At 63.3% G+C, this 22,349-nt stretch carries 19 protein-coding genes and 1 tRNA gene; 19 read left to right on the top strand and 1 reads right to left on the bottom strand.

What is annotated here, in order from left to right; genetic code table 11:
• Window positions 1-6 precede the first annotated feature (6 nt).
• From nuoF to FJ942_RS15685, 18 genes are all read left to right on the top strand, one after another.
• Window positions 7-1,311: an NADH-quinone oxidoreductase subunit NuoF gene (gene nuoF, locus FJ942_RS15770; RefSeq protein ID WP_140898147.1), complete on the top strand. Its 1,305-nt coding sequence runs from the start codon at window positions 7-9 to the stop codon at window positions 1,309-1,311.
• A gap of 76 nt (window positions 1,312-1,387) precedes the next feature.
• Window positions 1,388-2,083 carry an NADH-ubiquinone dehydrogenase gene (locus FJ942_RS15765; RefSeq protein WP_140495581.1) on the top strand — a complete coding sequence of 232 codons (696 nt, stop codon included), beginning with the start codon at window positions 1,388-1,390 and terminating at the stop codon, window positions 2,081-2,083.
• A 73-nt stretch (window positions 2,084-2,156) separates the two neighbouring features.
• Entirely contained in the window at window positions 2,157-4,238 is a 2,082-nt protein-coding gene (nuoG, locus tag FJ942_RS15760) for an NADH-quinone oxidoreductase subunit NuoG (RefSeq protein ID WP_140495582.1), read from the top strand.
• A gap of 2 nt (window positions 4,239-4,240) precedes the next feature.
• Entirely contained in the window at window positions 4,241-5,284 is a 1,044-nt protein-coding gene (nuoH, locus tag FJ942_RS15755; RefSeq protein ID WP_140495583.1) for an NADH-quinone oxidoreductase subunit NuoH, read from the top strand.
• Window positions 5,284-5,775 (top strand): NADH-quinone oxidoreductase subunit NuoI, encoded by a 492-nt coding sequence (gene nuoI / locus FJ942_RS15750; protein WP_140495584.1) that lies wholly within the window; start codon window positions 5,284-5,286, stop codon window positions 5,773-5,775. The genes nuoH and nuoI overlap by 1 nt, the downstream gene beginning before the upstream one ends.
• A 225-nt stretch (window positions 5,776-6,000) precedes the next feature.
• Window positions 6,001-6,621 carry an NADH-quinone oxidoreductase subunit J gene (locus tag FJ942_RS15745; protein ID WP_140495585.1) on the top strand — a complete coding sequence of 207 codons (621 nt, stop codon included), beginning with the start codon at window positions 6,001-6,003 and terminating at the stop codon, window positions 6,619-6,621.
• A gap of 1 nt (window position 6,622) precedes the next feature.
• Window positions 6,623-6,931 (top strand): NADH-quinone oxidoreductase subunit NuoK, encoded by a 309-nt coding sequence (gene nuoK, locus FJ942_RS15740; RefSeq protein ID WP_019858930.1) that lies wholly within the window; start codon window positions 6,623-6,625, stop codon window positions 6,929-6,931.
• Between the two features lie 10 nt (window positions 6,932-6,941).
• A complete protein-coding gene (gene nuoL, locus FJ942_RS15735; protein ID WP_140516407.1) occupies window positions 6,942-8,915 on the top strand; it encodes an NADH-quinone oxidoreductase subunit L in 1,974 nt (657 codons plus the stop codon).
• Complete coding sequence (locus tag FJ942_RS15730) at window positions 8,915-10,420, top strand: NADH-quinone oxidoreductase subunit M (RefSeq protein WP_140495587.1); 1,506 nt, start codon at window positions 8,915-8,917, stop codon at window positions 10,418-10,420. The genes nuoL and FJ942_RS15730 overlap by 1 nt, the downstream gene beginning before the upstream one ends.
• Window positions 10,421-10,439: 19 nt before the next feature.
• Window positions 10,440-11,876 (top strand): NADH-quinone oxidoreductase subunit NuoN, encoded by a 1,437-nt coding sequence (gene nuoN, locus FJ942_RS15725; RefSeq protein ID WP_140553638.1) that lies wholly within the window; start codon window positions 10,440-10,442, stop codon window positions 11,874-11,876.
• Between the two features lie 4 nt (window positions 11,877-11,880).
• Window positions 11,881-12,702 carry a biotin--[acetyl-CoA-carboxylase] ligase gene (locus FJ942_RS15720; RefSeq protein ID WP_140898145.1) on the top strand — a complete coding sequence of 274 codons (822 nt, stop codon included), beginning with the start codon at window positions 11,881-11,883 and terminating at the stop codon, window positions 12,700-12,702.
• Window positions 12,703-12,796: 94 nt separating this feature from the next.
• Window positions 12,797-14,467, top strand: coding sequence for a ribonuclease J (locus tag FJ942_RS15715; RefSeq protein WP_140495590.1), 1,671 nt, complete (start codon window positions 12,797-12,799; stop codon window positions 14,465-14,467).
• A gap of 102 nt (window positions 14,468-14,569) precedes the next feature.
• Window positions 14,570-14,974 (top strand): methylmalonyl-CoA epimerase, encoded by a 405-nt coding sequence (gene mce / locus FJ942_RS15710; protein ID WP_140555002.1) that lies wholly within the window; start codon window positions 14,570-14,572, stop codon window positions 14,972-14,974.
• On the top strand, window positions 14,971-15,255 hold the full coding sequence (locus FJ942_RS15705; protein ID WP_140495592.1) for a DUF1467 family protein: 285 nt from the start codon (window positions 14,971-14,973) through the stop codon (window positions 15,253-15,255). Before mce ends, FJ942_RS15705 begins: the two co-directional genes overlap by 4 nt.
• 631 nt (window positions 15,256-15,886) lie before the next feature.
• Window positions 15,887-17,215: a proline--tRNA ligase gene (gene proS, locus FJ942_RS15700; protein WP_140495593.1), complete on the top strand. Its 1,329-nt coding sequence runs from the start codon at window positions 15,887-15,889 to the stop codon at window positions 17,213-17,215.
• The gene (locus FJ942_RS15695) at window positions 17,212-18,498 is read left to right on the top strand and encodes a lipoprotein-releasing ABC transporter permease subunit (protein WP_140898143.1); all 1,287 of its coding nucleotides are present in this window, start codon (window positions 17,212-17,214) and stop codon (window positions 18,496-18,498) included. The genes proS and FJ942_RS15695 overlap by 4 nt, the downstream gene beginning before the upstream one ends.
• Complete coding sequence (locus FJ942_RS15690; RefSeq protein ID WP_181165304.1) at window positions 18,495-19,178, top strand: ABC transporter ATP-binding protein; 684 nt, start codon at window positions 18,495-18,497, stop codon at window positions 19,176-19,178. Before FJ942_RS15695 ends, FJ942_RS15690 begins: the two co-directional genes overlap by 4 nt.
• Before the next feature lie 732 nt (window positions 19,179-19,910).
• Window positions 19,911-21,158, top strand: coding sequence for a site-2 protease family protein (locus tag FJ942_RS15685; RefSeq protein WP_140898141.1), 1,248 nt, complete (start codon window positions 19,911-19,913; stop codon window positions 21,156-21,158).
• Window positions 21,159-21,174: 16 nt separating this feature from the next.
• Here the strand turns inward: FJ942_RS15685 and lipB are convergent, their stop codons facing one another.
• A complete protein-coding gene (gene lipB, locus FJ942_RS15680; protein ID WP_140898139.1) occupies window positions 21,175-21,918 on the bottom strand; it encodes a lipoyl(octanoyl) transferase LipB in 744 nt (247 codons plus the stop codon).
• A gap of 180 nt (window positions 21,919-22,098) precedes the next feature.
• Between lipB and FJ942_RS15675 the strand changes: the two genes are divergently transcribed.
• Window positions 22,099-22,183, top strand: a tRNA-Leu gene (locus FJ942_RS15675).
• Window positions 22,184-22,349: the final 166 nt, after the last annotated feature.

Here is a 22,349-nt window from a genome sequence, read left to right as displayed (position 1 = left end):
CGAACAATGCTTCAGGACAAAGACCGCATCTTCACCAACATCTACGGCCTCTTCGACAAGTCGCTGGCCGGCGCAATGGCGCGCGGCGCCTGGGACAACACGCCCGGCATCGTCGCCAAGGGGCGCGAGTGGATCGTCAACGAGATGAAGGCGTCGGGCCTGCGCGGCCGCGGCGGCGCCGGTTTCCCGACCGGCTTGAAATGGTCGTTCATGCCCAAGCAGAGTGACGGCCGGCCGAGCTATCTCGTCATCAATGCCGACGAATCCGAGCCCGGTACCTGCAAGGACCGCGACATTCTGCGCAACGATCCGCACACGCTGGTCGAAGGCGCCTTGCTCGCCGGCTTCGCCATGGGCGCGGTCGCGGCCTATATCTATGTGCGCGGCGAGTTCATCCGCGAGCGCGAGGCGCTGCAGCGTGCCATCGACGAGGCCTATGAGGCCAAGCTGATCGGCAAGGGCAACACTTCAGGCTACGATTTCGACGTCTATATGCACCATGGCGCCGGGGCTTATATCTGCGGCGAGGAGACGGCGCTGCTCGAAAGCCTCGAGGGAAAGAAGGGCCAGCCCAGGCTGAAGCCACCATTTCCGGCCAATGTCGGCCTTTATGGCTGCCCGACCACCGTCAACAACGTCGAATCGATCGCGGTGGCGCCGACGATCCTGCGCCGGGGCGCGGCCTGGTTCTCATCCTTCGGCCGGCCCAACAACGTCGGCACCAAGCTGTTCTGCGTCTCCGGCCACGTCAACAATCCGTGCACCGTCGAAGAGGCGATGTCGATCCCATTCCGCGAGCTGATCGAGACGCATTGCGGCGGCATCCGTGGCGGCTGGGACAATCTTCTGGCGGTCATTCCTGGCGGCGCCTCGGTGCCGCTGGTGCCGGCCGAGCAGATCATCGATACGCCGATGGATTTCGACGCGCTGCGCGACCTCAAATCCGGCCTCGGCACGGCGGCCGTCATCGTCATGGACAAGTCGACCGATGTCATCAAAGCCATCGCGCGGCTGTCCTACTTCTACAAGCATGAGAGCTGCGGCCAATGCACGCCGTGCCGTGAAGGCACCGGCTGGATGTGGCGGGTGATGGAGCGGCTGGTGCGCGGCGAGGCGCAGAAGCGCGAGATCGACATGCTGCTCGACGTGACCAAGCAGGTCGAAGGCCACACGATCTGCGCGCTGGGCGACGCGGCCGCTTGGCCGATCCAGGGCCTGATGCGGCACTTCCGCGGCGAGGTGGAGCGGCGCATCGACGAATTTTCGCGCAACGCGCACCGGGCCGAGCCGGTGTTGGTGGCGGCGGAATAGAGAAGCATTGAATGGGCGATAGCCCGGAGCGAGAAGAACGGGGCGGGGCGAACGAAGAAACGACCAGGAGAATTCTATGGCGCCGTATTCGACACCCCACCCGTTGATGCCCAATTTGGACCAGATCGAGAAGATGAACCAGGACCTGACCAGGATGATGCCGAAGGAGATGGCCGGCGCCGTCAACCTTCTGGCGCACCCTGTCGCGGGCGCGGCGGCGATGTCGGCTCTGGGACTTGGGCTCGCCAACCACGCTTTCGGCGTCTGGTTGGGCGCGCTGTCGGGCGCAGCCGAGGCGTCGCAACGCCTCATGCAGCCGCTCATCGAGGATTTCGAGGCGCGCGTCGAACAATTCGAGGATGCGAGCCTTTCATCCACCAGAGCGCGGGCGACGGCCAAGACCCTGATTGCGGAGGCGCAGTCCTTCGCGCAGGAAGTCACCGACATTGCCGCCAGGGAGGCCGCCACCACGGTGCCGGCGGCACAGGCGGGGCGGTCAGCGGACGAGCTTTCGGATGTGCTGCTGCCCGAGGATTTCCGGCAGCCCAAGGCTATCGAGAGGCCGGCGAAGCCTTCGGATCTCAAGAAGATATCGGGCATCGGCCCGAAGCTGGAGACGGTGCTCAACGGGCTCGGCATATGGACGTTCCGCCAGATCGCCGACTGGTCGCCCGAAGAGATCGCCTGGGTCGACGACTACCTGTCGTTCAACGGCCGTATCGTGCGCGACGACTGGATTGCCCAGGCGGCTGTGCTGGCCGCGAAGAAGTGAGTGAAATGCCGGGCGCCGCGTCTGTCGCGCCCGGGAAATGAGATTGCGGGAAATCCGCAGAGGTTTGAGGCGAATGGCAAAGCTCAAGGTCGACGGGAAAGAAATCACTGTACCCGACCATTACACGCTGCTGCAGGCGGCAGAGGACGCGGGCGCGGAAGTGCCGCGCTTCTGCTTCCACGAGCGGTTGTCGATCGCCGGCAATTGCCGCATGTGCCTGATCGAGGTGAAGGGCGGGCCGCCCAAGCCGCAAGCGTCCTGCGCCATGGGCGTGCGCGACCTGCGTCCCGGTCCGAACGGAGAAGCGCCGGAAATCTTCACCAACACGCCGATGGTCAAGAAGGCCAGGGAAGGCGTGATGGAATTCCTGCTGATCAACCATCCGCTGGATTGCCCGATCTGCGACCAGGGCGGCGAATGCGACCTGCAGGACCAGGCGATGGCCTTCGGCGTTGATTCCTCGCGCTATCACGAGAACAAGCGCGCGGTCGAAGACAAGTATATCGGCCCGCTGGTCAAGACGGTGATGAACCGCTGCATCCACTGCACGCGCTGCGTTCGCTTCACCACCGAGGTTGCCGGCATTTCCGAACTCGGCCTGATCGGCCGCGGCGAGGATGCCGAGATCACCACCTATCTCGAGCAGGCGATGACCTCGGAGCTGCAGGGCAATGTCATCGACCTGTGCCCCGTCGGCGCGCTGACCTCCAAGCCTTTCGCCTTCCAGGCACGGCCGTGGGAACTGACCAAGACCGAATCCATCGACGTCATGGATGCCGTCGGCTCGGCGATCCGCGTCGACAGCCGCGGCCGCGAGGTGATGCGCATCCTGCCGCGCGTCAACGAGGCGGTGAACGAGGAGTGGATCTCCGACAAGACCCGCTTCATCTGGGACGGCCTGCGCACGCAGCGTCTCGACCGGCCCTATGTACGCAAGGACGGTAAGCTGGTCCCGGCGAGCTGGGCCGAGGCCTTCACGGCGATCAAGGACGCCGTGTCGAAGACTACGCCCGAGGAGATCGGCGCCATAGCGGGCGATCTTGCCGCGGTCGAGGAAATCTACGCGCTGAAGCTCCTGATGGCCGCACTCGGTTCGAAGAACATGGATTGCCGCCAGGACGGCGCCGCGCTCGACCCGTCGCTTGGCCGGGCAAGCTACATTTTCAACCCCACCATCGAAGGCATCGAACAGGCGGACGCGGTGCTGATCATCGGCGCCAATCCGCGCTTCGAAGCCTCGGTGCTCAACGCCCGCATCCGCAAGCGCTGGCGGGTCGGCAATCTGCCGGTCGGCGTCATCGGCGATGTCGGGGATACACGCTATGACTACGAACTGCTGGGCGCAGGGCCGGAATCGCTCAAGGATCTGGCCGACGGCGATGGCAAGTTCTTCCAGGTGCTGAAGAAGGCCACGCATCCGCTCATCATCGTCGGCCAGGGCGCGCTGGCACGCCCCGATGGCGCGGCGGTGCTCGGCCAGGCAGCGAAGCTCGCCATGGCCGTGAACGCCGCGCGCGCGGACTGGAACGGCTTTGCCGTGCTGCACAATGCGGCTGGACGCGTCGGCGGCCTCGACCTTGGCTTCGTGCCGAGCGAGGGCGGCAGGAACGTCGCCGGCATGCTGGGCGAGACGGACGTGCTGTTCTTGCTGGGCGCCGACGAGATCGACATGGCAAAGACCGGCGGCGCTTTCGTGGTCTATGTGGGCACCCATGGCGATGCCGGCGCGCACCGCGCCAACGTCATCCTGCCGGGCGCTGCCTACACCGAGAAGTCGGGCACCTATGTCAACACGGAAGGGCGCGTGCAGCAGACCAACCGCGCCGGCTTCGCGCCGGGCGACGCGCGCGAGGATTGGGCCATCATCAGGGCATTGTCGGATGTACTGGGCAAGAAGTTGCCGTTTGATTCGCTGCCGCAGCTGCGCGCTAAACTCTACGGCGAATACCCGCATCTTGCCCGCATCGACCAGGTTGCTGCGGGCAATGCCGAGGATATCGCCAATGTGGCGAAGCTTGGTGGACGGCTGAACAAGGGCACGTTCACGTCGCCGGTCCAGGATTTCTACCTGACCAACCCGATCGCGCGGGCCTCTGCCGTGATGGCGGAGTGCTCTGCGCTGGCCAAGAGCGGCTTCAAGCAGGCGGCGGAATAAGCATGGACACCTTCTTCTCCTTCTACGTGCTGCCGGCGCTGATCATCGTGTTGAAGTCGGTCGTGCTGATCGTCGTGCTTCTCATCGCCGTCGCCTACCTGCTCTATGCCGACCGCAAGATCTGGGCGGCGGTGCAACTTCGCCGCGGCCCGAACGTCGTCGGCCCCTGGGGCACGCTGCAGGCCTTTGCCGACCTGTTGAAGTTCGTCTTCAAGGAGCCGGTGATCCCGTCCGGCGCCAACAAGGGCGTGTTCCTTTTGGCGCCGTTGGTATCGGCGGTTCTGGCGATCTCGGCCTGGGCGGTCATTCCGGTCAGCCAGGGCTGGGCCGTCGCCAACGTCAATGTGGGTATCCTCTATGTCTTCGCCATCTCCTCGCTCGAGGTCTATGGCGTGATCATGGGCGGCTGGGCGTCCAATTCGAAATATCCGTTCCTCGGGGCGCTGCGTTCGGCCGCACAAATGGTGTCCTACGAGGTCTCGATCGGCTTCGTCATCGTCACCGTGCTGCTTTGCGTCGGCTCGCTCAACCTGTCCGACATCGTGCTGTCGCAGCAGGATGGGCTCGGCACCAGGCTCGGCCTGCCCAACACCTTCCTCGACTGGCACTGGCTGTCGCTGTTGCCGATGTTCGTCATCTTCTTCATCTCGGCGCTAGCCGAGACGAATCGCCCGCCTTTCGACCTCGTCGAAGCCGAATCGGAACTGGTCGCCGGCCACATGGTCGAATATTCGTCGACGCCGTTCCTGCTGTTCTTCCTCGGCGAATATGTCGCCGTCGTGCTGATGTGCGCGCTGGCCACCATCCTGTTCCTCGGCGGCTGGCTGCCGCCGTTCGACTTCGCGCCCTTCACCTGGGTGCCGGGGGTGATCTGGTTCGTGCTCAAGATCTGCCTGATGTTCTTCATGTTCTCCATGGTGAAAGCGTTCGTGCCGCGTTACCGCTACGACCAGCTGATGCGGCTTGGCTGGAAGGTGTTCCTGCCGATCTCGCTGTTCATGGTGGTGCTGACCGCCGCCTTCCTCAAGATCACGGGGTTTGCGTGATGTCCGCTCTGTCCCAGGCCGCCAAATCGCTGCTGCTGAAGGATTTCGTCAGCGCCTTCTTCTTGTCGATGCGCCAGTTCTTCGCGCCGAAGGAGACGATCAATTATCCGCACGAGAAAGGGCCGGTGAGCCCACGCTTCCGGGGCGAGCATGCCTTGCGCCGTTATCCCAATGGCGAGGAACGCTGCATCGCCTGCAAATTGTGCGAGGCGATCTGTCCGGCGCAGGCCATCACCATCGAGGCCGGCCCGCGCCGCAACGACGGCACGCGCCGTACCGTGCGCTACGACATCGATATGGTGAAGTGCATCTATTGCGGCTTCTGCCAGGAAGCCTGCCCGGTCGACGCCATCGTCGAGGGGCCGAATTTCGAATTCGCGACCGAGACGCGCGAGGAACTCTACTACGACAAGGACAGGCTGCTGGCGAATGGCGACCGGTGGGAGCGCGAACTGGCGCGCAACATCTCGCTGGACGCACCGTACCGCTGATATCGCATGGACAGGGGCGAGGGCCCTTGTCCGGGGATGACCCGAAGCATTTCAGGCAAGGTCATCCCTCAGGACTTCAGAGTTGCCCATGTTTCTTTGCGCCGGGTCTTTCAACCCGGTTGGAACATGGGCTAGGACAACGCGGCTTCGCACCGGAGGCGGAACGAAGCCACAGACACAAACAGGACGAACGTCCTGTTTGGACAGGAACCCGGGGGAACCCCAATGCTGAGTGGACTAGAGGCGGCCTTTTTCTACCTCTTCGCCTTTGTCGCCGTGGCGTCGGCGTTCATGGTCATTTCGTCGCGCAACCCCGTGCATTCGGTGCTGTTCCTGATCCTGACCTTCTTCAACGCCGCCGGCCTGTTCATGCTGACGGGCGCCGAGTTCCTGGCGATGATCCTGCTCGTCGTCTATGTCGGCGCTGTCATGGTGCTGTTCCTGTTCGTCGTCATGATGCTCGACGTCGACTTCGCCGAGATGAAGGAGGGCGCTCTGCAATATGCGCCGATCGGCGCGCTGGTCGGACTGATCCTGGCGGCGGAACTGATCGTGGTGCTCGGCGGCTATACCTTCGCGCCGCAGCTCGCCTCGACGGTATCGAAGCCGATTCCCGATCTCGCGGCGCGCTCGAATACGGCAGCGCTCGGCGACATCCTCTATACGGACTACCTCTACTACTTCCAGATCTCGGGCCTCGTGCTGCTGGTGGCCATGATCGGTGCCATCGTTTTGACGCTGCGCCACAAGGAAGGGGTCAAGCGGCAGTCGATCGCAGCCCAGGTCGCCCGCACGGCGGCGACGGGCATGGAAATCCGCAAGGTCAAGTCGGGCGAAGGAGTCTGAGATGGTCGTCGGCATCGCACATTATCTGACCGTATCGGCGATCCTTTTCACGCTCGGCGTGTTCGGCATCTTCCTGAACCGTAAGAACGTGATCGTCATCCTGATGTCGGTCGAGTTGATCCTGCTTGCGGTCAATATCAATTTCGTCGCCTTTTCGGCGGCTCTCGGCGACCTCGTCGGCCAGGTGTTCGCGCTGTTCGTGCTGACGGTCGCGGCGGCGGAGGCCGCCATCGGACTTGCCATTCTCGTCGTCTTCTTCCGCAACCGCGGCTCGATCGCGGTCGAAGACGTGAACATGATGAAGGGTTGACGGAACCACCATGTACCAGGCCATCGTCTTCCTTCCGCTGCTCGGCTTCCTGATCGTCGGCCTGTTCGGCACGTCGCTCGGCGCCAAGGCGTCCGAATACATCACCTCCGGCTTCCTGGTGATCGCGGCGGTGCTGTCGTGGGTTGCTTTCTTCACCGTCGGCTTCGGCCATGGCGAGGTGTTCACCGTGCCGGTGCTGCGCTGGATCCAGTCCGGCGGACTGGAGGCGTCCTGGGCGCTCAGGATCGACACTCTGACGGTGGTCATGCTGGTGGTGGTCAACACCGTGTCGGCGCTGGTCCATATCTACTCGATCGGCTACATGCACCACGATCCGAACCGGCCGCGTTTCTTTGCCTATCTGTCGCTGTTCACCTTCGCCATGCTGATGCTGGTGACGGCCGACAACCTCGTGCAGATGTTCTTCGGTTGGGAAGGGGTGGGCCTGGCGTCCTACCTGCTGATCGGCTTCTGGTACAAGAAGCCCTCGGCCAACGCCGCGGCCATCAAGGCCTTCGTCGTCAACCGCGTCGGCGATTTCGGCTTCGCGCTCGGCATCTTCGGCGTGTTCGTGCTGTTCGGCTCGGTCAATCTCGGCACCATCTTCGCCAATGCGGCGACGTTCATCCCGGCTGAAGGCGCCCCGCAAGGTGCTGCGGTGCTGACCTTCCTCGGTTATGCGCTGGATAAGCAGGCAGCGATGACGATCGTCTGCCTGCTGCTGTTCATGGGTGCCATGGGCAAGTCGGCGCAGGTGCCGCTGCACACCTGGCTGCCGGACGCCATGGAAGGCCCGACGCCGGTCTCGGCGCTCATCCATGCCGCCACCATGGTGACGGCCGGCGTGTTCATGCTGGCGCGGCTGTCGCCGCTGTTCGAGCTGTCGCATTCGGCGCTGACGGTGGTGACCTTCATCGGCGCCTTCACCGCCTTCTTCGCGGCGACCGTCGGCCTCGTCCAGAACGACATCAAGCGCGTCATCGCCTATTCGACCTGCTCGCAACTTGGCTACATGTTCGTGGCGCTCGGCGTCGGCGCCTATGGTGCGGCGATCTTCCACCTGTTCACGCATGCCTTCTTCAAGGCGCTGCTGTTCCTCGGCTCGGGCTCGGTCATCCATGCGGTTTCCGACGAGCAGGACATGCGCAAGATGGGCGGCCTGAGGACGCTGATCCCGACGACCTACTGGATGATGGTAATCGGCACCCTGGCGCTGACCGGCGTCGGCATTCCGGTCACCGTTATCGGCACCGCCGGGTTCTTCTCCAAGGATGCCATCATCGAGACGGCCTTTGCCGGGCATAATTCCGTGGCGGGCCTCGCCTTCGTGCTGCTGGTGATCGCCGCCGGCTTCACCTCCTTCTATTCCTGGCGGCTGATCTTCATGACCTTCCACGGCAGGCCGCGGGCGAGCCATGAGGTGATGCACCATGTCCATGAATCGCCGCCGGTGATGCTGGTGCCGCTGTTCGTGCTGGCGGCGGGCGCGCTGTTTGCCGGCATCATCTTCCACGGTGCCTTCATTGGCGAAGGCTATGCCGAATTCTGGAAGGCGTCCCTGTTCACACTGCCGGACAATCACATCCTGCACGACATTCACGAACTGCCGCTATGGGTCGAGCTGTCGCCGTTCATCGCCATGCTGATCGGCCTGGCGCTGGCGTGGAAGTTCTACATCCGCTCGCCGGAAATGCCGGTCAATCTGGCCGCCCAGCATCGCGGGCTCTATGCCTTCCTGCTCAACAAATGGTATTTCGACGAGCTCTATGACTTCCTCTTTGTGCGGCCGGCCAAACGCCTCGGTTCCTTCCTGTGGAAGACCGGCGACGGCACCGTCATCGATGGTCTCGGGCCTGACGGCATTTCGGCACGCGTCGTCGATGTCACCAACCGCGTCGTCAAGTTGCAGACCGGCTATCTCTATCACTATGCCTTCGCCATGCTGATCGGCGTTGCCGCATTCGTCACCTGGATGATGCTCTGATGACCGCTTGGCCAATTCTCTCGCTGGTCACCTTCCTGCCGTTGGTTGGTGTGCTGCTCATCCTGTTCATCAACGACGACAGCGAAAACGCACGCCGCAACATCCGCGCCATCGCGCTGCTGACGACGACGTTCACCTTCATCGTCTCGCTGTTCATCTGGACCGGCTTCGACAATTCGCAAGCCGGCTTCCAGTTCGTCGAGAAGGTCGCCTGGCTCGATTCCGGCATCTCCTACCATATGGGCGTCGACGGCATTTCGATGCTGTTCGTCATTCTGACCACATTCCTGATGCCGCTCTGTATCCTGGCGTCGTGGGAAGCGATCGAGAAGCGCGTCAAGGCCTACATGATCGCCTTCCTGCTGCTCGAAACGCTGATGATCGGCGTGTTCTGCGCGCTCGACATCGTGCTGTTCTACGTCTTCTTCGAAGCCGGCCTGATCCCGATGTTCATCATCATCGGCGTCTGGGGCGGCAAGCGCCGCGTCTATGCCTCCTTCAAGTTCTTCCTCTACACGCTCGCCGGCTCGGTGCTGATGCTGCTCGCCATCATGGCGATGTTCTACCAGTCCGGCACGACCGATATCCCGACGCTGTTGACGCACAATTTCCCCGCCAACATGCAGACATGGCTGTGGCTCGCCTTCTTCGCCTCCTTCGCGGTGAAGATGCCGATGTGGCCGGTGCATACCTGGCTGCCGGATGCGCATGTCGAGGCGCCGACAGCCGGTTCGGTGATCCTGGCCGCCATTCTGTTGAAGATGGGCGGATACGGCTTCCTGCGGTTCTCCTTGCCGATGTTCCCGCTGGCCTCCGAGATGTTCGCGCCGCTGGTCTTCGCACTTTCGGTCGTCGCCATCATCTACACCTCGCTGGTGGCGCTGATGCAGGAGGACATGAAGAAGCTGATCGCCTATTCGTCGGTCGCCCATATGGGCTTCGTGACCATGGGCATCTTCGCCATGAACCAGGAAGGCGTGCAGGGCGCGATCTTCCAGATGCTCAGCCACGGCCTGGTCTCGGGCGCGCTGTTCCTGTGCGTCGGCGTCATCTATGACCGCATGCACACGCGTGAGATCGCCGCCTATGGCGGCCTGGTCAACAACATGCCGAAATACGCCACCGTGTTCCTGATCTTCACCATGGCCAATGTCGGCCTGCCGGGCACGTCAGGCTTCGTCGGCGAGTTCCTGACCATGCTCGGCGTGTTCCGGGTCAATACCTGGGTGGCGTTCTTCGCTGCCACCGGCGTCATCCTGTCGGCCGCCTACGCGCTTTGGCTCTACCGCCGGGTGATCTTCGGCGCGCTGACCAAGGACAGCCTCAAGGGCCTGCTCGACCTGTCGACACGCGAGAAGGCGATCATCTATCCGCTGGTTGTGCTGGTCATCTTCTTCGGCGTCTATCCCGCTCCCGTCTTCGACGCGACGGCCCAGTCGGTCAAGTCGCTCGTCACCAATGTCACCGCATCCATCGGCGCCGCGCAGACCGCGGCGGCGAACTGACCCAGGGGTTTTGCGAACCATGACGCCGGACCTTCTCTCCAGCCTGTCGCTCTCGACGCCCGAGCTGATCCTTGCCATCGGCGCGCTCGCGCTGCTGATGGTCGGGGCCTATTCGCGCGCCAACACCGCCAACACCGTGACCGGCCTTGCCGTTGCCGTGCTGGTGATATCGGGCGCCTGGCTGATCTTCTCCACCGGGCAGGGCAGCGCCTACGGCAATGCCTTCATCCAGGATTCCTTTGCCCGCTTCATGAAGCTGCTGGCGCTGGTGGGCTCGGCGGTGACGCTGATCATGTCGATGCGCTTCGCCAAGGCGGAGCGGTTCGACAAGTTCGAATATCCGGTGCTGATCCTTCTGTGCACGCTCGGCATGATGCTGATGATCTCGGCCAACGGCATGATCGGACTCTATCTCGGCCTCGAGCTTCAGTCGCTGGCGATCTATGTCTTGTGCGCGATCAACCGCGAGAACCTGCGCTCGACCGAGGCGGGCCTGAAGTACTTCGTCCTCGGCGCGCTATCATCGGGCATGCTGCTCTATGGCATCAGCCTGGTCTATGGCTATACCGGCAACACCGGCTTCCAGGAGATCGCGACGGCGCTGGGCGGCGGAGAGCGCCAGCTTGGCCTCGTCTTCGGCCTGGTCTTCGTGCTGGCCGGCCTCGCCTTCAAGATCTCGGCGGTGCCGTTCCACATGTGGACGCCCGACGTCTATGAGGGCGCGCCGACACCGGTGACGGCTTTCCTGGCGGCGGCACCCAAGATGGCGGCTATGGCGCTGATCGTGCGCGTCACCATGGGCGCGTTCAAGCCGATCGCTTCCGACTGGCAGCAGATCATCGTCTTCATCTCCATCGCCTCGATGGCGCTCGGCTCTTTCGCGGCGATCGGCCAGACCAACATCAAGCGCCTGATGGCCTACTCCTCGATCGGCCACATGGGCTACGCGCTGGTTGGCCTTGCCGCCAACAGCCAGGCCGGCGTGCGCGGCGTCGCCATCTACATGCTGATCTATCTGGTGATGACGCTCGGCACCTTCGCCTTCATTCTCGCCATGCGGCGCAAGGAAGGCAATGTCGAGCAGATCAGCGACCTGGCAGGCCTGTCCTCGACCAACCCGATCATGGCGACGATCCTGACCATCCTGATGTTCTCGCTGGCCGGCATCCCGCCGCTCGCCGGCTTCTGGGGGAAGTGGTACGTCTTTCTCGCCGCCATCAATGCCAACCTCTACGCGCTGGCGATCATCGGCGTGCTGGCCTCGGTAGTGGGCGCCTATTATTACCTGCGCATCATCAAGATCATGTGGTTCGACGAACCGGTCGGCGGCTTCGTGCCGATGGCCAGTGAATTGCGCCTCGTACTCGGTGTCTCCGGCGCTTTCGTGCTGTTCTATGTGCTGATCGGCGGTCCGATCGGCACCTATGCCGAAGCCGCCGCCAAGACATTCTTCTGACGGGATGGCATTTCGGCTGGCTCCAATCTCGGCGTCGGAAGGATTCCGGCTGGAGGCGCATGACAGCGTCGGCTCCACCAATGCGCTGGCGCTGGATCACGCCCGGGCCGGCGACCCCGGCAGATTGTGGGTCGTTTCCAAGAAACAGGAAAGCGGGCGCGGGCGGCGCGGCCGCGTCTGGGCGACACCCGAGGGCAATCTGGCGGCGACGCTGCTCGTCCTCACCGGGGGCGAGCTTCGCCTCGCCGCGACGCTCGGTTTCGTCGCCGGCCTGGCGCTGGCCGATGCGCTCGACGCCGTGGTGCCGGCGGGCCGGATCGCCATCGGCCTCGACGGCAGCAATGAAGGCAAGAACCGTTTCGAGCTGAAATGGCCGAACGACGTGCTCGCCTCCGGCGCCAAGCTCGCCGGCATCCTGCTGGAATCGGCCATGCTGGACGGCGGCCGTTTCGCGGTGGCGGTCGGCATCGGCGTCAATGTTGTGGCGTACCCTGAGGATTTGCCGTATCCCGCGACGTCGCTTCACGCACTGGGTGCGGCATGCGATGCCGAAACGCTGTTCCTGGCGCTGTCGGATGCCTGGAGCGAGAATGCCCGCCTGTGGGACGACGGGCGGGGACTTGCCGCCGTCAGGCGGCGCTGGCTGGCACGCGCGGCAGGGCTTGGCGGCGAGGTTGCTGTCAGAATTGACGGTAATGTGGTGCGCGGGGTGTTCGAGACCATTGACGAGGACTGCCGTTTCGTGATCCGCGACGATGAGGGCTCGGTTTTGACGATCGCCGCCGGCGATGTGCATTTCGGCGCGGTCGCATCCGCCCGGGTATAATTTTGTTTTTGCGCAATTCCAGACGGAAAACCGTTACAGACTTTTCCCGGAATTGCTTCAATGGCTTGGCCTGAGGGCCAGGAAGGAAAAAATCATGGCGAAAGCGGAAAACGCCGAACTCGTCTTCGTGCCGCTGGGCGGCGTCGGCGAGATCGGTATGAACTTCGCTCTCTACGGCTATGGTCCGCCGAGCGCGCGCGAATGGATCGTCATCGACGTCGGCGTCACCTTTCCCGACGCGGCGCATCCGGGCGTCGACCTGATCCTGCCCGACACGCGCTTCATCGAAGAGAACATCGCCAATTTGCGCGGTATCGTGATCACCCACGCGCATGAGGACCACTATGGCGCGCTGCTGGATATCTGGCCGAGGCTCAAGGCGCCGGTGTGGATGACGCCGTTCAGCGCCGGGCTGCTGGAAGCCAAGCGCCAGGGCGAGCAGGGCGCGCCGAAGATCCCGCTGACCATCTACCGCGCGGGCGAAAAATTCACTGTCGGTCCGTTCGAAATCGAGGCGATCCCGGTCGCGCATTCGATTCCCGAACCGATGTCGCTGGCCATCACCTCGCCGGCAGGCACCGTCATCCACACCGGCGACTGGAAGATCGACCCGGCGCCGACGATCGGACCCAAGACCGACGAAGCACGGTTCCGCGCCTATGGCGACAAGGGCGTGCTGGCGCTGGTCTGCGATTCGACCAATGCTATGCGCGAAGGCGAATCGCCATCGGAAGTCGCGGTCGGCGAGGGGCTGAAAGGGGTTATCCAGGCCGCCAAGGGCCGCGTCGCCGTCACCACCTTCTCGTCCAATGTCGGCCGTATCGTTTCCATCGCCAAGGCGGCGCGCGATGCCGGCCGTCAGTGCCTGGTGCTCGGCCGGTCGCTGAAGCGCGTCATCGATGTCGCCGGCGAACTCGGCTACATGGACGGTCTGCCTGAGTTCATCGCCGAGGAGGATTTCGGCTTCATTCCGCGCGAAAACCTGGTCGTCATCTGCACCGGCAGCCAGGGCGAGCCGCTGGCGGCGCTTGCCAAGCTCTCGCGCGACGAGATGAAGTCGGTGTCGCTGACGGCCGGCGACACGGTGGTGTTTTCCTCGCGCACCATTCCCGGCAACGAGAAGGCGATCCTCGAAATTAAGAACCGCCTCGTCGATCTCGGCATCAAGATCATCGAGGACGGCGATGCGCTGGTTCATGTCTCCGGCCATCCGCGGCGCAGCGAATTGCGCAAGATGTATGAATGGGTACGGCCGCAGATCGGCGTTCCAGTGCATGGCGAAGCCGCGCATCTGGTGGCGCAGGGCTCGCTGATGTCGACGTCGGGCATCGGCCAGGTGGCGCAGGTGCGCGACGGCGACATGCTGCGGCTCGCTCCCGGCCCTGCCACGATCATCGACCAGGTGCCGTTCGGCCGCATCTACAAGGACGGCAGGTTGATCGGCACCGACCAGGCGATGGGCATTCGCGACCGTCGCAAACTGTCCTTTGCCGGCCATGTCGCGGTCAATGTGGTGCTGGACGAGAAGTATGAGCTCGCCGGCGATCCCGATCTCGTCGCAATCGGCGTCGCCGAGGCCGACGCCAGGGGCGAGACGCTGGAGGACCTGATGATCGATGCGGCAATCGGCGCGGTGGACTCCATCCCCCGTCAGCGCCGAAAAGATCTCGATCTGGTGCAGGAGGCGGTACGCCGTGCCGTACGTGGCGCCGCCAACGAAGCCTGGGGCAAGAAACCGCTGGTGACTGTATTCGTCACGCGGTGACGAATAGGGGAATAAGGCAGTAGGGGAGTAGGGGAGAATGAGCCGTTGCTTTTCTTCTGTCTTGTTTCCCTACTCCCTTACTCCCCTAAAGCGGAGCGCTCTATGCTTGGACGCCTGAACCATGTCGCGCTTGCGGTGCCGGATCTGGCTGCGGCTGTCGCTTGCTATCGCGACACGCTAGGCGCCGAAGTGAGCGAACCACAGGCGCTGCCCGGGCATGGCGTCACCGTGGTGTTCGTCAATGTCGGCAACACCAAGATCGAGTTGCTGGAGCCGCTCGGCGAGGGCTCGCCGATCGCGGCTTTCCTCGAGAAGAACCCGTCGGGCGGCATGCACCATCTCTGCTATGAGGTCGACGATATCCTTACCGCGCGGGACCGGCTCCAGGCAGCCGGCGCCCGGGTTCTGGGCGACGGCAAGCCGAAGACCGGCGCGCATGGCAAACCTGTGCTGTTCCTGCATCCGAAGGATTTCTTCGGCACGCTGATCGAACTGGAGCAATCATGAGCTGGGTTTCGTTCACCGCACTGTTTTTCGCGACCTGGTGGGTGGTGCTGTTTGCCGTTCTGCCGTTCAGCGTCAGGACGCAGGATGACGACCGTGACGTGACGCTGGGCACGGTGCCTAGCGCGCCGCGCGGACCACATATGCTGCGTGCGGTGATCCGCACCACCGTCGCCACGGCGGTGCTCATGGGCATTTTCTACGGCCTGACGCACGGGCTGGGATATAGCCTCAACGACATCCCGCACATCGTGCCGGAATTCGGCCAGGCCACGGCAAAATAGCAGCATTCAAACCGGCTCTTGCGCTTCGGGCGAGGTCACGCCGCCATTCGGCGCCGGCTCATCTGTTCAGGCTTCAAAAATCATGACGTGGGGTAAGGTGGTTTGGCAACGCATTGCGCTAAGCAGGTGATTGCACAAAAAAAATGCAAGGCACAAGGCCTTGCAATTTAAACGCGTCCGATCTGTTTCCGGTTTCCGGCGGCAGCGAGTAACCGCGCCTAGATCGCATCCTCCCAAGACTTTGACCGCGTAGGAGAACAGATTTTTCTCTGCTCTCTCGGTTATCGGGGCACATTAGCCCAACGGAAATGAAAATGTCACGAAGAATTTTGCCTTGAAACGGGCATTCTCGTGCTGCACTGCACAATAGTACGGCAGGCTTTGCTTGGGAAACCACCAGCCGGGCGTTTTATGCAACCGTGGCTCCTTCGATCGTCCAGCATTCGCGGCGCGCGCGAGGGGTGCTCAAAACGTTTTCATTCCGCGCGCCACGCCGTTCGAACGCTGAATTTCCGATTTCCGGGTCGATGCGTCCGGGTTCCCATTGCGCCATGAAATGGCTATGAAGCCGGGGCAAGCAAGCCTGCGTCGCACCGATTCTGGCGCGGCCTCCTCATTCACGGACCAGCCCATGCGTTTGTCGCGCTATTTCCTGCCCATCCTCAAAGAGAATCCGCGCGAGGCGGAGATCGTCTCGCATCGGCTGATGTTGCGCGCCGGCATGATCCGCCAGCAGGGGCAGGGCAGTTTTTCCTGGCTGCCGCTGGGCAAACGGGTCCTGGACAAGGTCTGCCAGATCATCCGCGAGGAACAGAACCGCGCCGGCGCGCTCGAAATCCTGATGCCGACCATCCAGTCGGCCGACCTTTGGCGCGAAAGCGGCCGCTATAACGACTACGGCAAGGAGATGTTGCGCATCAAGGACCGCCAAGACCGCGACATGCTTTACGGCCCGACCAACGAGGAAATGGTCACCGAGATCTTCCGCGCCTATGTAAAGTCCTACAAGGACTTGCCGCTCAACCTCTACCACATCCAGTGGAAGTTCCGCGACGAGGTGCGGCCGCGCTTCGGCGTCATGCGCAGCCGGGAATTCCTGATGAAGGATGCCTACTCCTTCGATCTCGACTTCGAAGGCGCGAGAGCCGCCTACAACAGGATGTTCGTGTCCTATCTCCGGACCTTCACCCGCATGGGCCTACAGGCGATCCCGATGCGGGCCGACACCGGTCCGATCGGCGGCGATCTCAGCCATGAATTCATCATCCTGGCCGACACCGGCGAGAGCCAGGTGTTCTGCCATCGCGATTATCTGTCGCTCGGCGTGCCCGGAGCCAACACCGATTTCTCCAACGACGCCGAGATATCAGGCATCGTCAAGACCTGGACGACGCCTTACGCCGCGACCGACGAAATGCATGACGAAGCGGCCTGGGCTGAGGTTCCCGACAGCGACAAGGTTTCGGCGCGCGGCATCGAAGTCGGCCATATCTTCCATTTCGGCGAGAAATACTCCAAGCCGATGGGCGCCAAGGTGACCGGGCCTGACGGCAAGGATCATTTCGCTTCCGGCGGTTCCTATGGCATCGGCCCGTCGCGGCTGGTTGCGGCGATCATCGAAGCCAGCCATGACGAGAACGGCATCATCTGGCCGGAAGCGGTGGCGCCGTTCGACATCGGCCTGATCAACATGAAAGCCGGCGATGCCGATTGCGACCGCGTCTGCGATGAACTCAACGCAGCTTTCACCGCCGCCGGCAAGGATGTGCTCTATGACGACACCGACCAGCGGCCGGGCGGCAAGTTCGCCACCGCCGACCTGATCGGCTTGCCCTGGCAGGTGATCGTCGGACCGCGCGGCGTGGCCGCCGGCGAGGTCGAGATCAAGAACCGCAAGACCGGCGAGCGCGTGACGCTGCCGATCGCCGATGCGAAAAAACGCTTCGGTGCCGCCGCATGAGCGAGGCGGCGGCAGCGAGACCGGCAGGCGCCGGACCGTTTTCCATCTTCGAACGCACGGTGGCGTGGCGCTATCTGCGCTCGCGACGCAAGGAGACGGTGATCTCGGTCATCGCCTCGATCTCCTTCCTCGGCATCATGCTGGGGGTGGCGACGCTGATCGTGGTGATGGCCGTCATGAACGGGTTCAGGGCCGAGCTGCTCACCCGCATCCTCGGCGTAAACGGCCATCTGATCGTGCAGCCGCTGGATTCGCCGCTTGAGGACTATGCGCAGGTCGCCGGCCGCATCAACGGCGTGGCCGGCGTGAAATACGCCATTCCGCTGATCGACGGCCAGGTGCTGGCGCAAGGCAATGTCGGCGGCGGCTCCGGCGCGCTGGTGCGCGGCATCAGGGGCGAGGACCTGGGCAAGATTGCCATCGTCGCCAGCAACATCAAGCAGGGCTCGATCGCCGATTTCGACACGGGCGAGGGCGTCGCCATCGGCAAGCGCATGGCGGAGAATCTCGGCCTGGCGCTCGGCGACACGATCACGCTGATCTCGCCGGACGGCGACGTGACGCCGCTCGGCACGACGCCGCGCATGAAAGGCTACAAGATCGCGGCGATCTTCGAAGTCGGCATGTCGGAATATGACGCCTCCATCGTCTACATGCCCTTTTCCGAGGCGCAGCTCTATTTCAACATGGATGGGCGAGCCCAGACGATCGAGATCTATGTCGACAATCCCGATGATGTCGACGCGCTGAAACCGAAGGTGGAAGAGGCGGCGCAGCGACCCATCGACCTCGTCGACTGGCGGCAGCGCAACGAGACCTTCTTTTCCGCCCTGCAGGTGGAGCGCAACGTCATGTTCATGATCCTGACCCTGATCGTTCTGGTGGCGGCGCTCAACATCATCTCCGGGCTGGTCATGCTGGTGAAGGACAAGGGGCACGACATCGCCATCCTGCGCACCATGGGCGCCTCGCGCGGCGCCATCCTGCGCATCTTCCTGATGACGGGCGCGGCGATCGGCGTCACCGGCACCATCGCCGGCGTGCTGCTCGGCGTGGTCATCTGCCTCAACATCGAATCGATCCGCGAGTTCTTTTCCTGGATGACGGGCAAGGTGCTGTTCAATCCGGAGCTCTATTTCCTCAGCCAGTTGCCGGCGAAGATGGATCCGCGCGAGACGACCTATGTCGTCATCATGGCGCTCGGCCTGTCCTTCCTGGCGACGTTGTTTCCGGCATGGCGGGCGGCCCGCCTCGATCCGGTCGAAGCGCTGAGGTACGAATGATGGCGCAGGCCATTATCGAGTTGAAGAGCGTCGAGCGGCACTATGTCCAGGGGCCGCGCAAGCTCACCATTCTGAACGGTGCGGACTTCTCGCTGAAGCGCGGCGAGATGGTGGCGCTGGTGGCGCCGTCCGGCACCGGCAAATCGACGCTGCTGCATACGGCAGGGCTCTTGGAACGGCCCGACGCCGGCGACGTGATTCTCTCCGGCCGGGCCTGCGGCCGGCTATCCGATGACGAGCGCACCTCGATCCGCCGCAACGATGTCGGCTTCGTCTACCAGTTCCACCATCTGCTGCCGGAGTTTTCGGCGCTGGAAAACATCATGATGCCGCAGCTCATCAAAGGGCTGCCGCGCAAGGAGGCAGCCGAGCGCGCGGCGCAGCTGCTCGACTACATGCAGATCGGCAAGCGCGCATCGCACCGGCCGTCCGAACTGTCGGGCGGCGAGCAACAGCGCGTGGCAATCGCACGCGCGGTCGCCAATGCGCCGCTGGTGCTGCTGGCGGACGAGCCCACCGGGAATCTCGACCCGGTCACTGCCTCCTATGTGTTCGAGGCGCTGGAGGCATTGGTGCGGCAATCCGGCCTCGCGGCGCTGATCGCCACCCACAATCACCAGCTGGCAGCGCGCATGGACCGGCGCGTCACCCTGGCCGAGGGCAAGGTGGTGCCGCTCTAAGGGGTACCTCGATGTCCGCTGCGAGATTGGGTTCAACCTTAACAACGTCCAGCGAGATTTCCGCGGGTTTAGTTTGCCTTCGGGGATACTGATCCCTCCGGGAGTCCTCTGGATCAGAACCGCCAGTGAGCCTTCAGTGCGATCAGGGCGGAAGAGATCGCGGTCATCACCAGGATGAGCAGCCAGGGTCACAAAGTTGCGCGAGAGGCGCCACCGGCGGCCTTGCCTCATGCGCTTTCGCCAGCGATCAGCTTGATTGGCGCCTTGGTGTTGCCTCACGTCCATCACTCGGCAGTCGTAGCTTACCCACTATTGTCTCTACTGAGATTGAGGGCAGCAGGCGCTCATCCCATACGCTAACTGACGATAGCGTCGCCGACATCTTCCTGACCTGTTGATAGGTCCCGCGCCGTCAACCTTTTCTTAACCCTGCCGGTTTGATCGCTCGAAAATTCCGGCTGCGGACGGATTCCGCTCGTTGACTTTGAAACAAAATTAGAACAAATTGCGAACATATCAACAACAGGAGAGAGTTATGACCGATCTGGTTCAGGATGTCATCTCGCTGGTTTGCATGAGCACCTTCCTCATTTCCATGGCGATCTGGATCGGAGCCATGTGAGGTGACTGTCTCTGCCGTCGCTGTTCCGGCGGACGAAAGTCCGCTTTGCCGTTAAGCCTTTCTTGCCGCCCATGGCGCTAGGGTGTCGCTCCTGAAAGCAGGAGCGCCGCGTGTCGCCCATCGTCGCCGCCTTCCTCGTGGCCAGCAATCTCGGGCTGATCTTTCTCCTGATGAGCGTGCCGCTTGGTTTGCGCACCATCAGGCTCAGCCGCACGGTCGCGGCCGACCGGCAGCGCCTGTGGCAGGCGCTGTGGCCGCTCGGGAGCAATGCCGGCTGGTCCGGCGAAATCCTCTCGGCGGAGATGCTGGGCGAGGGAGTGGTCCGTACCAGAATGTCCTGGGAGGGCCGGGACGGCCGGCCGATCGAACGCAAGGCCCTGTTCGAGAATGTCGTGCACGGCAGGTGCTTTTCGATGCGCGTCATCGAAGACACGGCGCTCGATCCGTCTTTCTGGGCGCATTATCGGGAAACCGCGCAGTTGGTCTCGATTGGCGAGGCCACCCGGGTGACGCTCACCCAGACCGACCGTTACCGCGGCGCGGCCTTCCTGGCGTTCCGCTATTTCGCCATGCGCCGCGAACTCGCCAAGCTGGATGGCTGGGCCAGGACAGGGCGGTGTCGCAAGGGCGGCTGGTTCGAACATCCGCTGAGCCAGCTTGGCTTCGCCGCTCTCTCGGCGTTCATCCTGTGGCCGTTCTTCGGGCTTCACCGCGGCGGGCTTGCTCTGGCCGCGATCCTGACTTCCGTTGTCGCCCTGCACGAGCTCGGCCACATGGCGGCATTCCGCCTGATGGGCCATCGCAGGGCGCGCATGATCTTCATCCCGCTGCTCGGCGGCGTCGCCATTGGCGGCCGGCCCTATGACAGCCGTTTCGAAGTTGCGTTCGTGGCGCTGATGGGCGCCGGGTTCTCTGCTTTCCTGGTGCCGTTGGCAATGGTGGGCAGTACGTTTGCAAGCGCGGAAGGGCACTGGCTCACCGCGACATTGCTGGCGACACTGGCGGGCTGTGCTGCGCTCTTCAACATCGCCAATCTGGTGCCGGTGTGGAAATTCGACGGCGGCCAGGTGCTGCGCCAGATCTGCCCAGGGCCGGTCGCGCTGGCGCTGGCCTCCTTCTTCCTGCTCTCGGCCTTCCTGGCGCTTGGCTGGCGGGCCGGCTTTTCCATCGGCTTTCTGCTCGCGGCCGGCGCGGTCTTTGCAATCCTCAGCCTTCTGACAGCGGGCAGCGGGGTGAAGCCGCGCCACGAACTGAAGCCGATCCGCACGGCCGACCGTTTCGTCATCGCCGGCGCGCTGCTGGCGGTGTTCCTCATCCACGGTTATGGAGTGCTCTGGGCGTCGGCACGGCTGATCTGAGCTGTCCGGGAAGCGTTCAGCCGGCCTCGCGGGCTGTTTCCACGGGCAAGGCCGTGGCTGGGCCGAAGACATCCTCGAACGCTGATTTCAGCGCCAGGTCGAGATCGGCCATCGTCACCGGCAGCCCGAGATCGACGAGGCTGGTGACGCCGTGGTCCTGCACGCCGCACGGCACGATACCACTGAAATGGCCGAGGTCCGGCTCGACATTGATGGCGATGCCGTGAAAACTCACCCAGCGCCTGAGCCGAATACCTATTGCCGCGATCTTGTCCTCCGCGGCAGAGCCGTCCGGCAGGGCAGGGCGATCGGGCCGCACCACCCAGACGCCGACGCGATCCTCACGGCGCTCGCCATTGACGTTGAAGGCGGCGAGCGTGCCGATGATCCACTGTTCGAGGGCGGCGACGAAGGCGCGCACATCCTCCCGGCGGCGTTTCAGGTCAAGCATGACGTAGGCGACGCGTTGGCCCGGCCCATGATAGGTGTATTCGCCGCCGCGGCCGGCCGAAAACACCGGGAACCGGTTGGCGTCGATCAGGTCCTCGCTGCGCGCACTCGTGCCGGCGGTATAGAGCGGCGGATGCTCGACCAGCCAGACCATCTCGCCGGCGGCCCCGCTGCGGATCGCTTCGGCGCGCGCCTCCATGAAGACAAGCGCCTCGGGGTAGGCGGTGAGGCCGGGCTCGATCGCCCATTCGACGGGCGCCGAACCGGGCAAAGGCAGGAACGACGTGGCGATCTGGCTGCGTTCTGGCATGGGATGTCTCTTGTTGTACTCCATATGGCGATATCGGGCCGAAACGTCCAGTTCGCGGTGCATTTTGGCGCTTTGATCCGTTATGGCAATTCCCAGCGATTAAATGCTCGGGGCGCACTTGTTTCGCCGGAAACGATTTGCTACACGCCGCGAGCCGGTCGGTTCCGGCTCCTACCACGTGCGGTCGTGGCGGAATTGGTAGACGCGCAGCGTTGAGGTCGCTGTGGGGCAACCCGTGGAAGTTCGAGTCTTCTCGACCGCACCATTCTCTCTCCCCAGAATCTGATTTGTAGCGGCACCTCCAGCCCTACGGACACCGCGCATTTCGTTTGATATTCCCGCGCGTTACGCCAGTTTCTTTTTGAGCGTCGGATTTTCCCGAAACCGGTTTCCACTTTCGGGTCCGATGTTCTAGACCTGAGATGCACCTT

The organism is Mesorhizobium sp. B2-4-2, assembly GCF_006442845.1.
Taxonomy (GTDB): Bacteria; Pseudomonadota; Alphaproteobacteria; order Rhizobiales; family Rhizobiaceae; genus Mesorhizobium.
The sequence above is the reverse complement of the archived record's forward strand: the minus strand, read 5'-3'. Positions and strand labels throughout refer to the sequence as shown.

Bases quoted from the DNA above. Each gene is read 5' to 3' on its own strand.
- nuoN (WP_140553638.1), top strand. From the start codon at position 10,440: ATGACGCCGGACCTTCTCTCCAGCCTGTCGCTCTCGACGCCCGAGCTG.
- nuoG (WP_140495582.1), top strand. From the start codon at position 2,157: ATGGCAAAGCTCAAGGTCGACGGGAAAGAAATCACTGTACCCGACCAT.
- nuoF (WP_140898147.1), top strand. From the start codon at position 7: ATGCTTCAGGACAAAGACCGCATCTTCACCAACATCTACGGCCTCTTC.
- FJ942_RS15745 (WP_140495585.1), top strand. From the start codon at position 6,001: ATGCTGAGTGGACTAGAGGCGGCCTTTTTCTACCTCTTCGCCTTTGTC.
- nuoH (WP_140495583.1), top strand. From the start codon at position 4,241: ATGGACACCTTCTTCTCCTTCTACGTGCTGCCGGCGCTGATCATCGTG.
- FJ942_RS15705 (WP_140495592.1), top strand. From the start codon at position 14,971: ATGAGCTGGGTTTCGTTCACCGCACTGTTTTTCGCGACCTGGTGGGTG.
- FJ942_RS15715 (WP_140495590.1), top strand. From the start codon at position 12,797: ATGGCGAAAGCGGAAAACGCCGAACTCGTCTTCGTGCCGCTGGGCGGC.
- FJ942_RS15690 (WP_181165304.1), top strand. From the start codon at position 18,495: ATGATGGCGCAGGCCATTATCGAGTTGAAGAGCGTCGAGCGGCACTAT.
- FJ942_RS15695 (WP_140898143.1), top strand. From the start codon at position 17,212: ATGAGCGAGGCGGCGGCAGCGAGACCGGCAGGCGCCGGACCGTTTTCC.
- nuoK (WP_019858930.1), top strand. From the start codon at position 6,623: ATGGTCGTCGGCATCGCACATTATCTGACCGTATCGGCGATCCTTTTC.
- FJ942_RS15730 (WP_140495587.1), top strand. From the start codon at position 8,915: ATGACCGCTTGGCCAATTCTCTCGCTGGTCACCTTCCTGCCGTTGGTT.
- nuoL (WP_140516407.1), top strand. From the start codon at position 6,942: ATGTACCAGGCCATCGTCTTCCTTCCGCTGCTCGGCTTCCTGATCGTC.
- mce (WP_140555002.1), top strand. From the start codon at position 14,570: ATGCTTGGACGCCTGAACCATGTCGCGCTTGCGGTGCCGGATCTGGCT.
- FJ942_RS15765 (WP_140495581.1), top strand. From the start codon at position 1,388: ATGGCGCCGTATTCGACACCCCACCCGTTGATGCCCAATTTGGACCAG.
- lipB (WP_140898139.1), bottom strand. From the start codon at position 21,918: ATGCCAGAACGCAGCCAGATCGCCACGTCGTTCCTGCCTTTGCCCGGT.
- FJ942_RS15720 (WP_140898145.1), top strand. From the start codon at position 11,881: ATGGCATTTCGGCTGGCTCCAATCTCGGCGTCGGAAGGATTCCGGCTG.
- proS (WP_140495593.1), top strand. From the start codon at position 15,887: ATGCGTTTGTCGCGCTATTTCCTGCCCATCCTCAAAGAGAATCCGCGC.
- nuoI (WP_140495584.1), top strand. From the start codon at position 5,284: ATGTCCGCTCTGTCCCAGGCCGCCAAATCGCTGCTGCTGAAGGATTTC.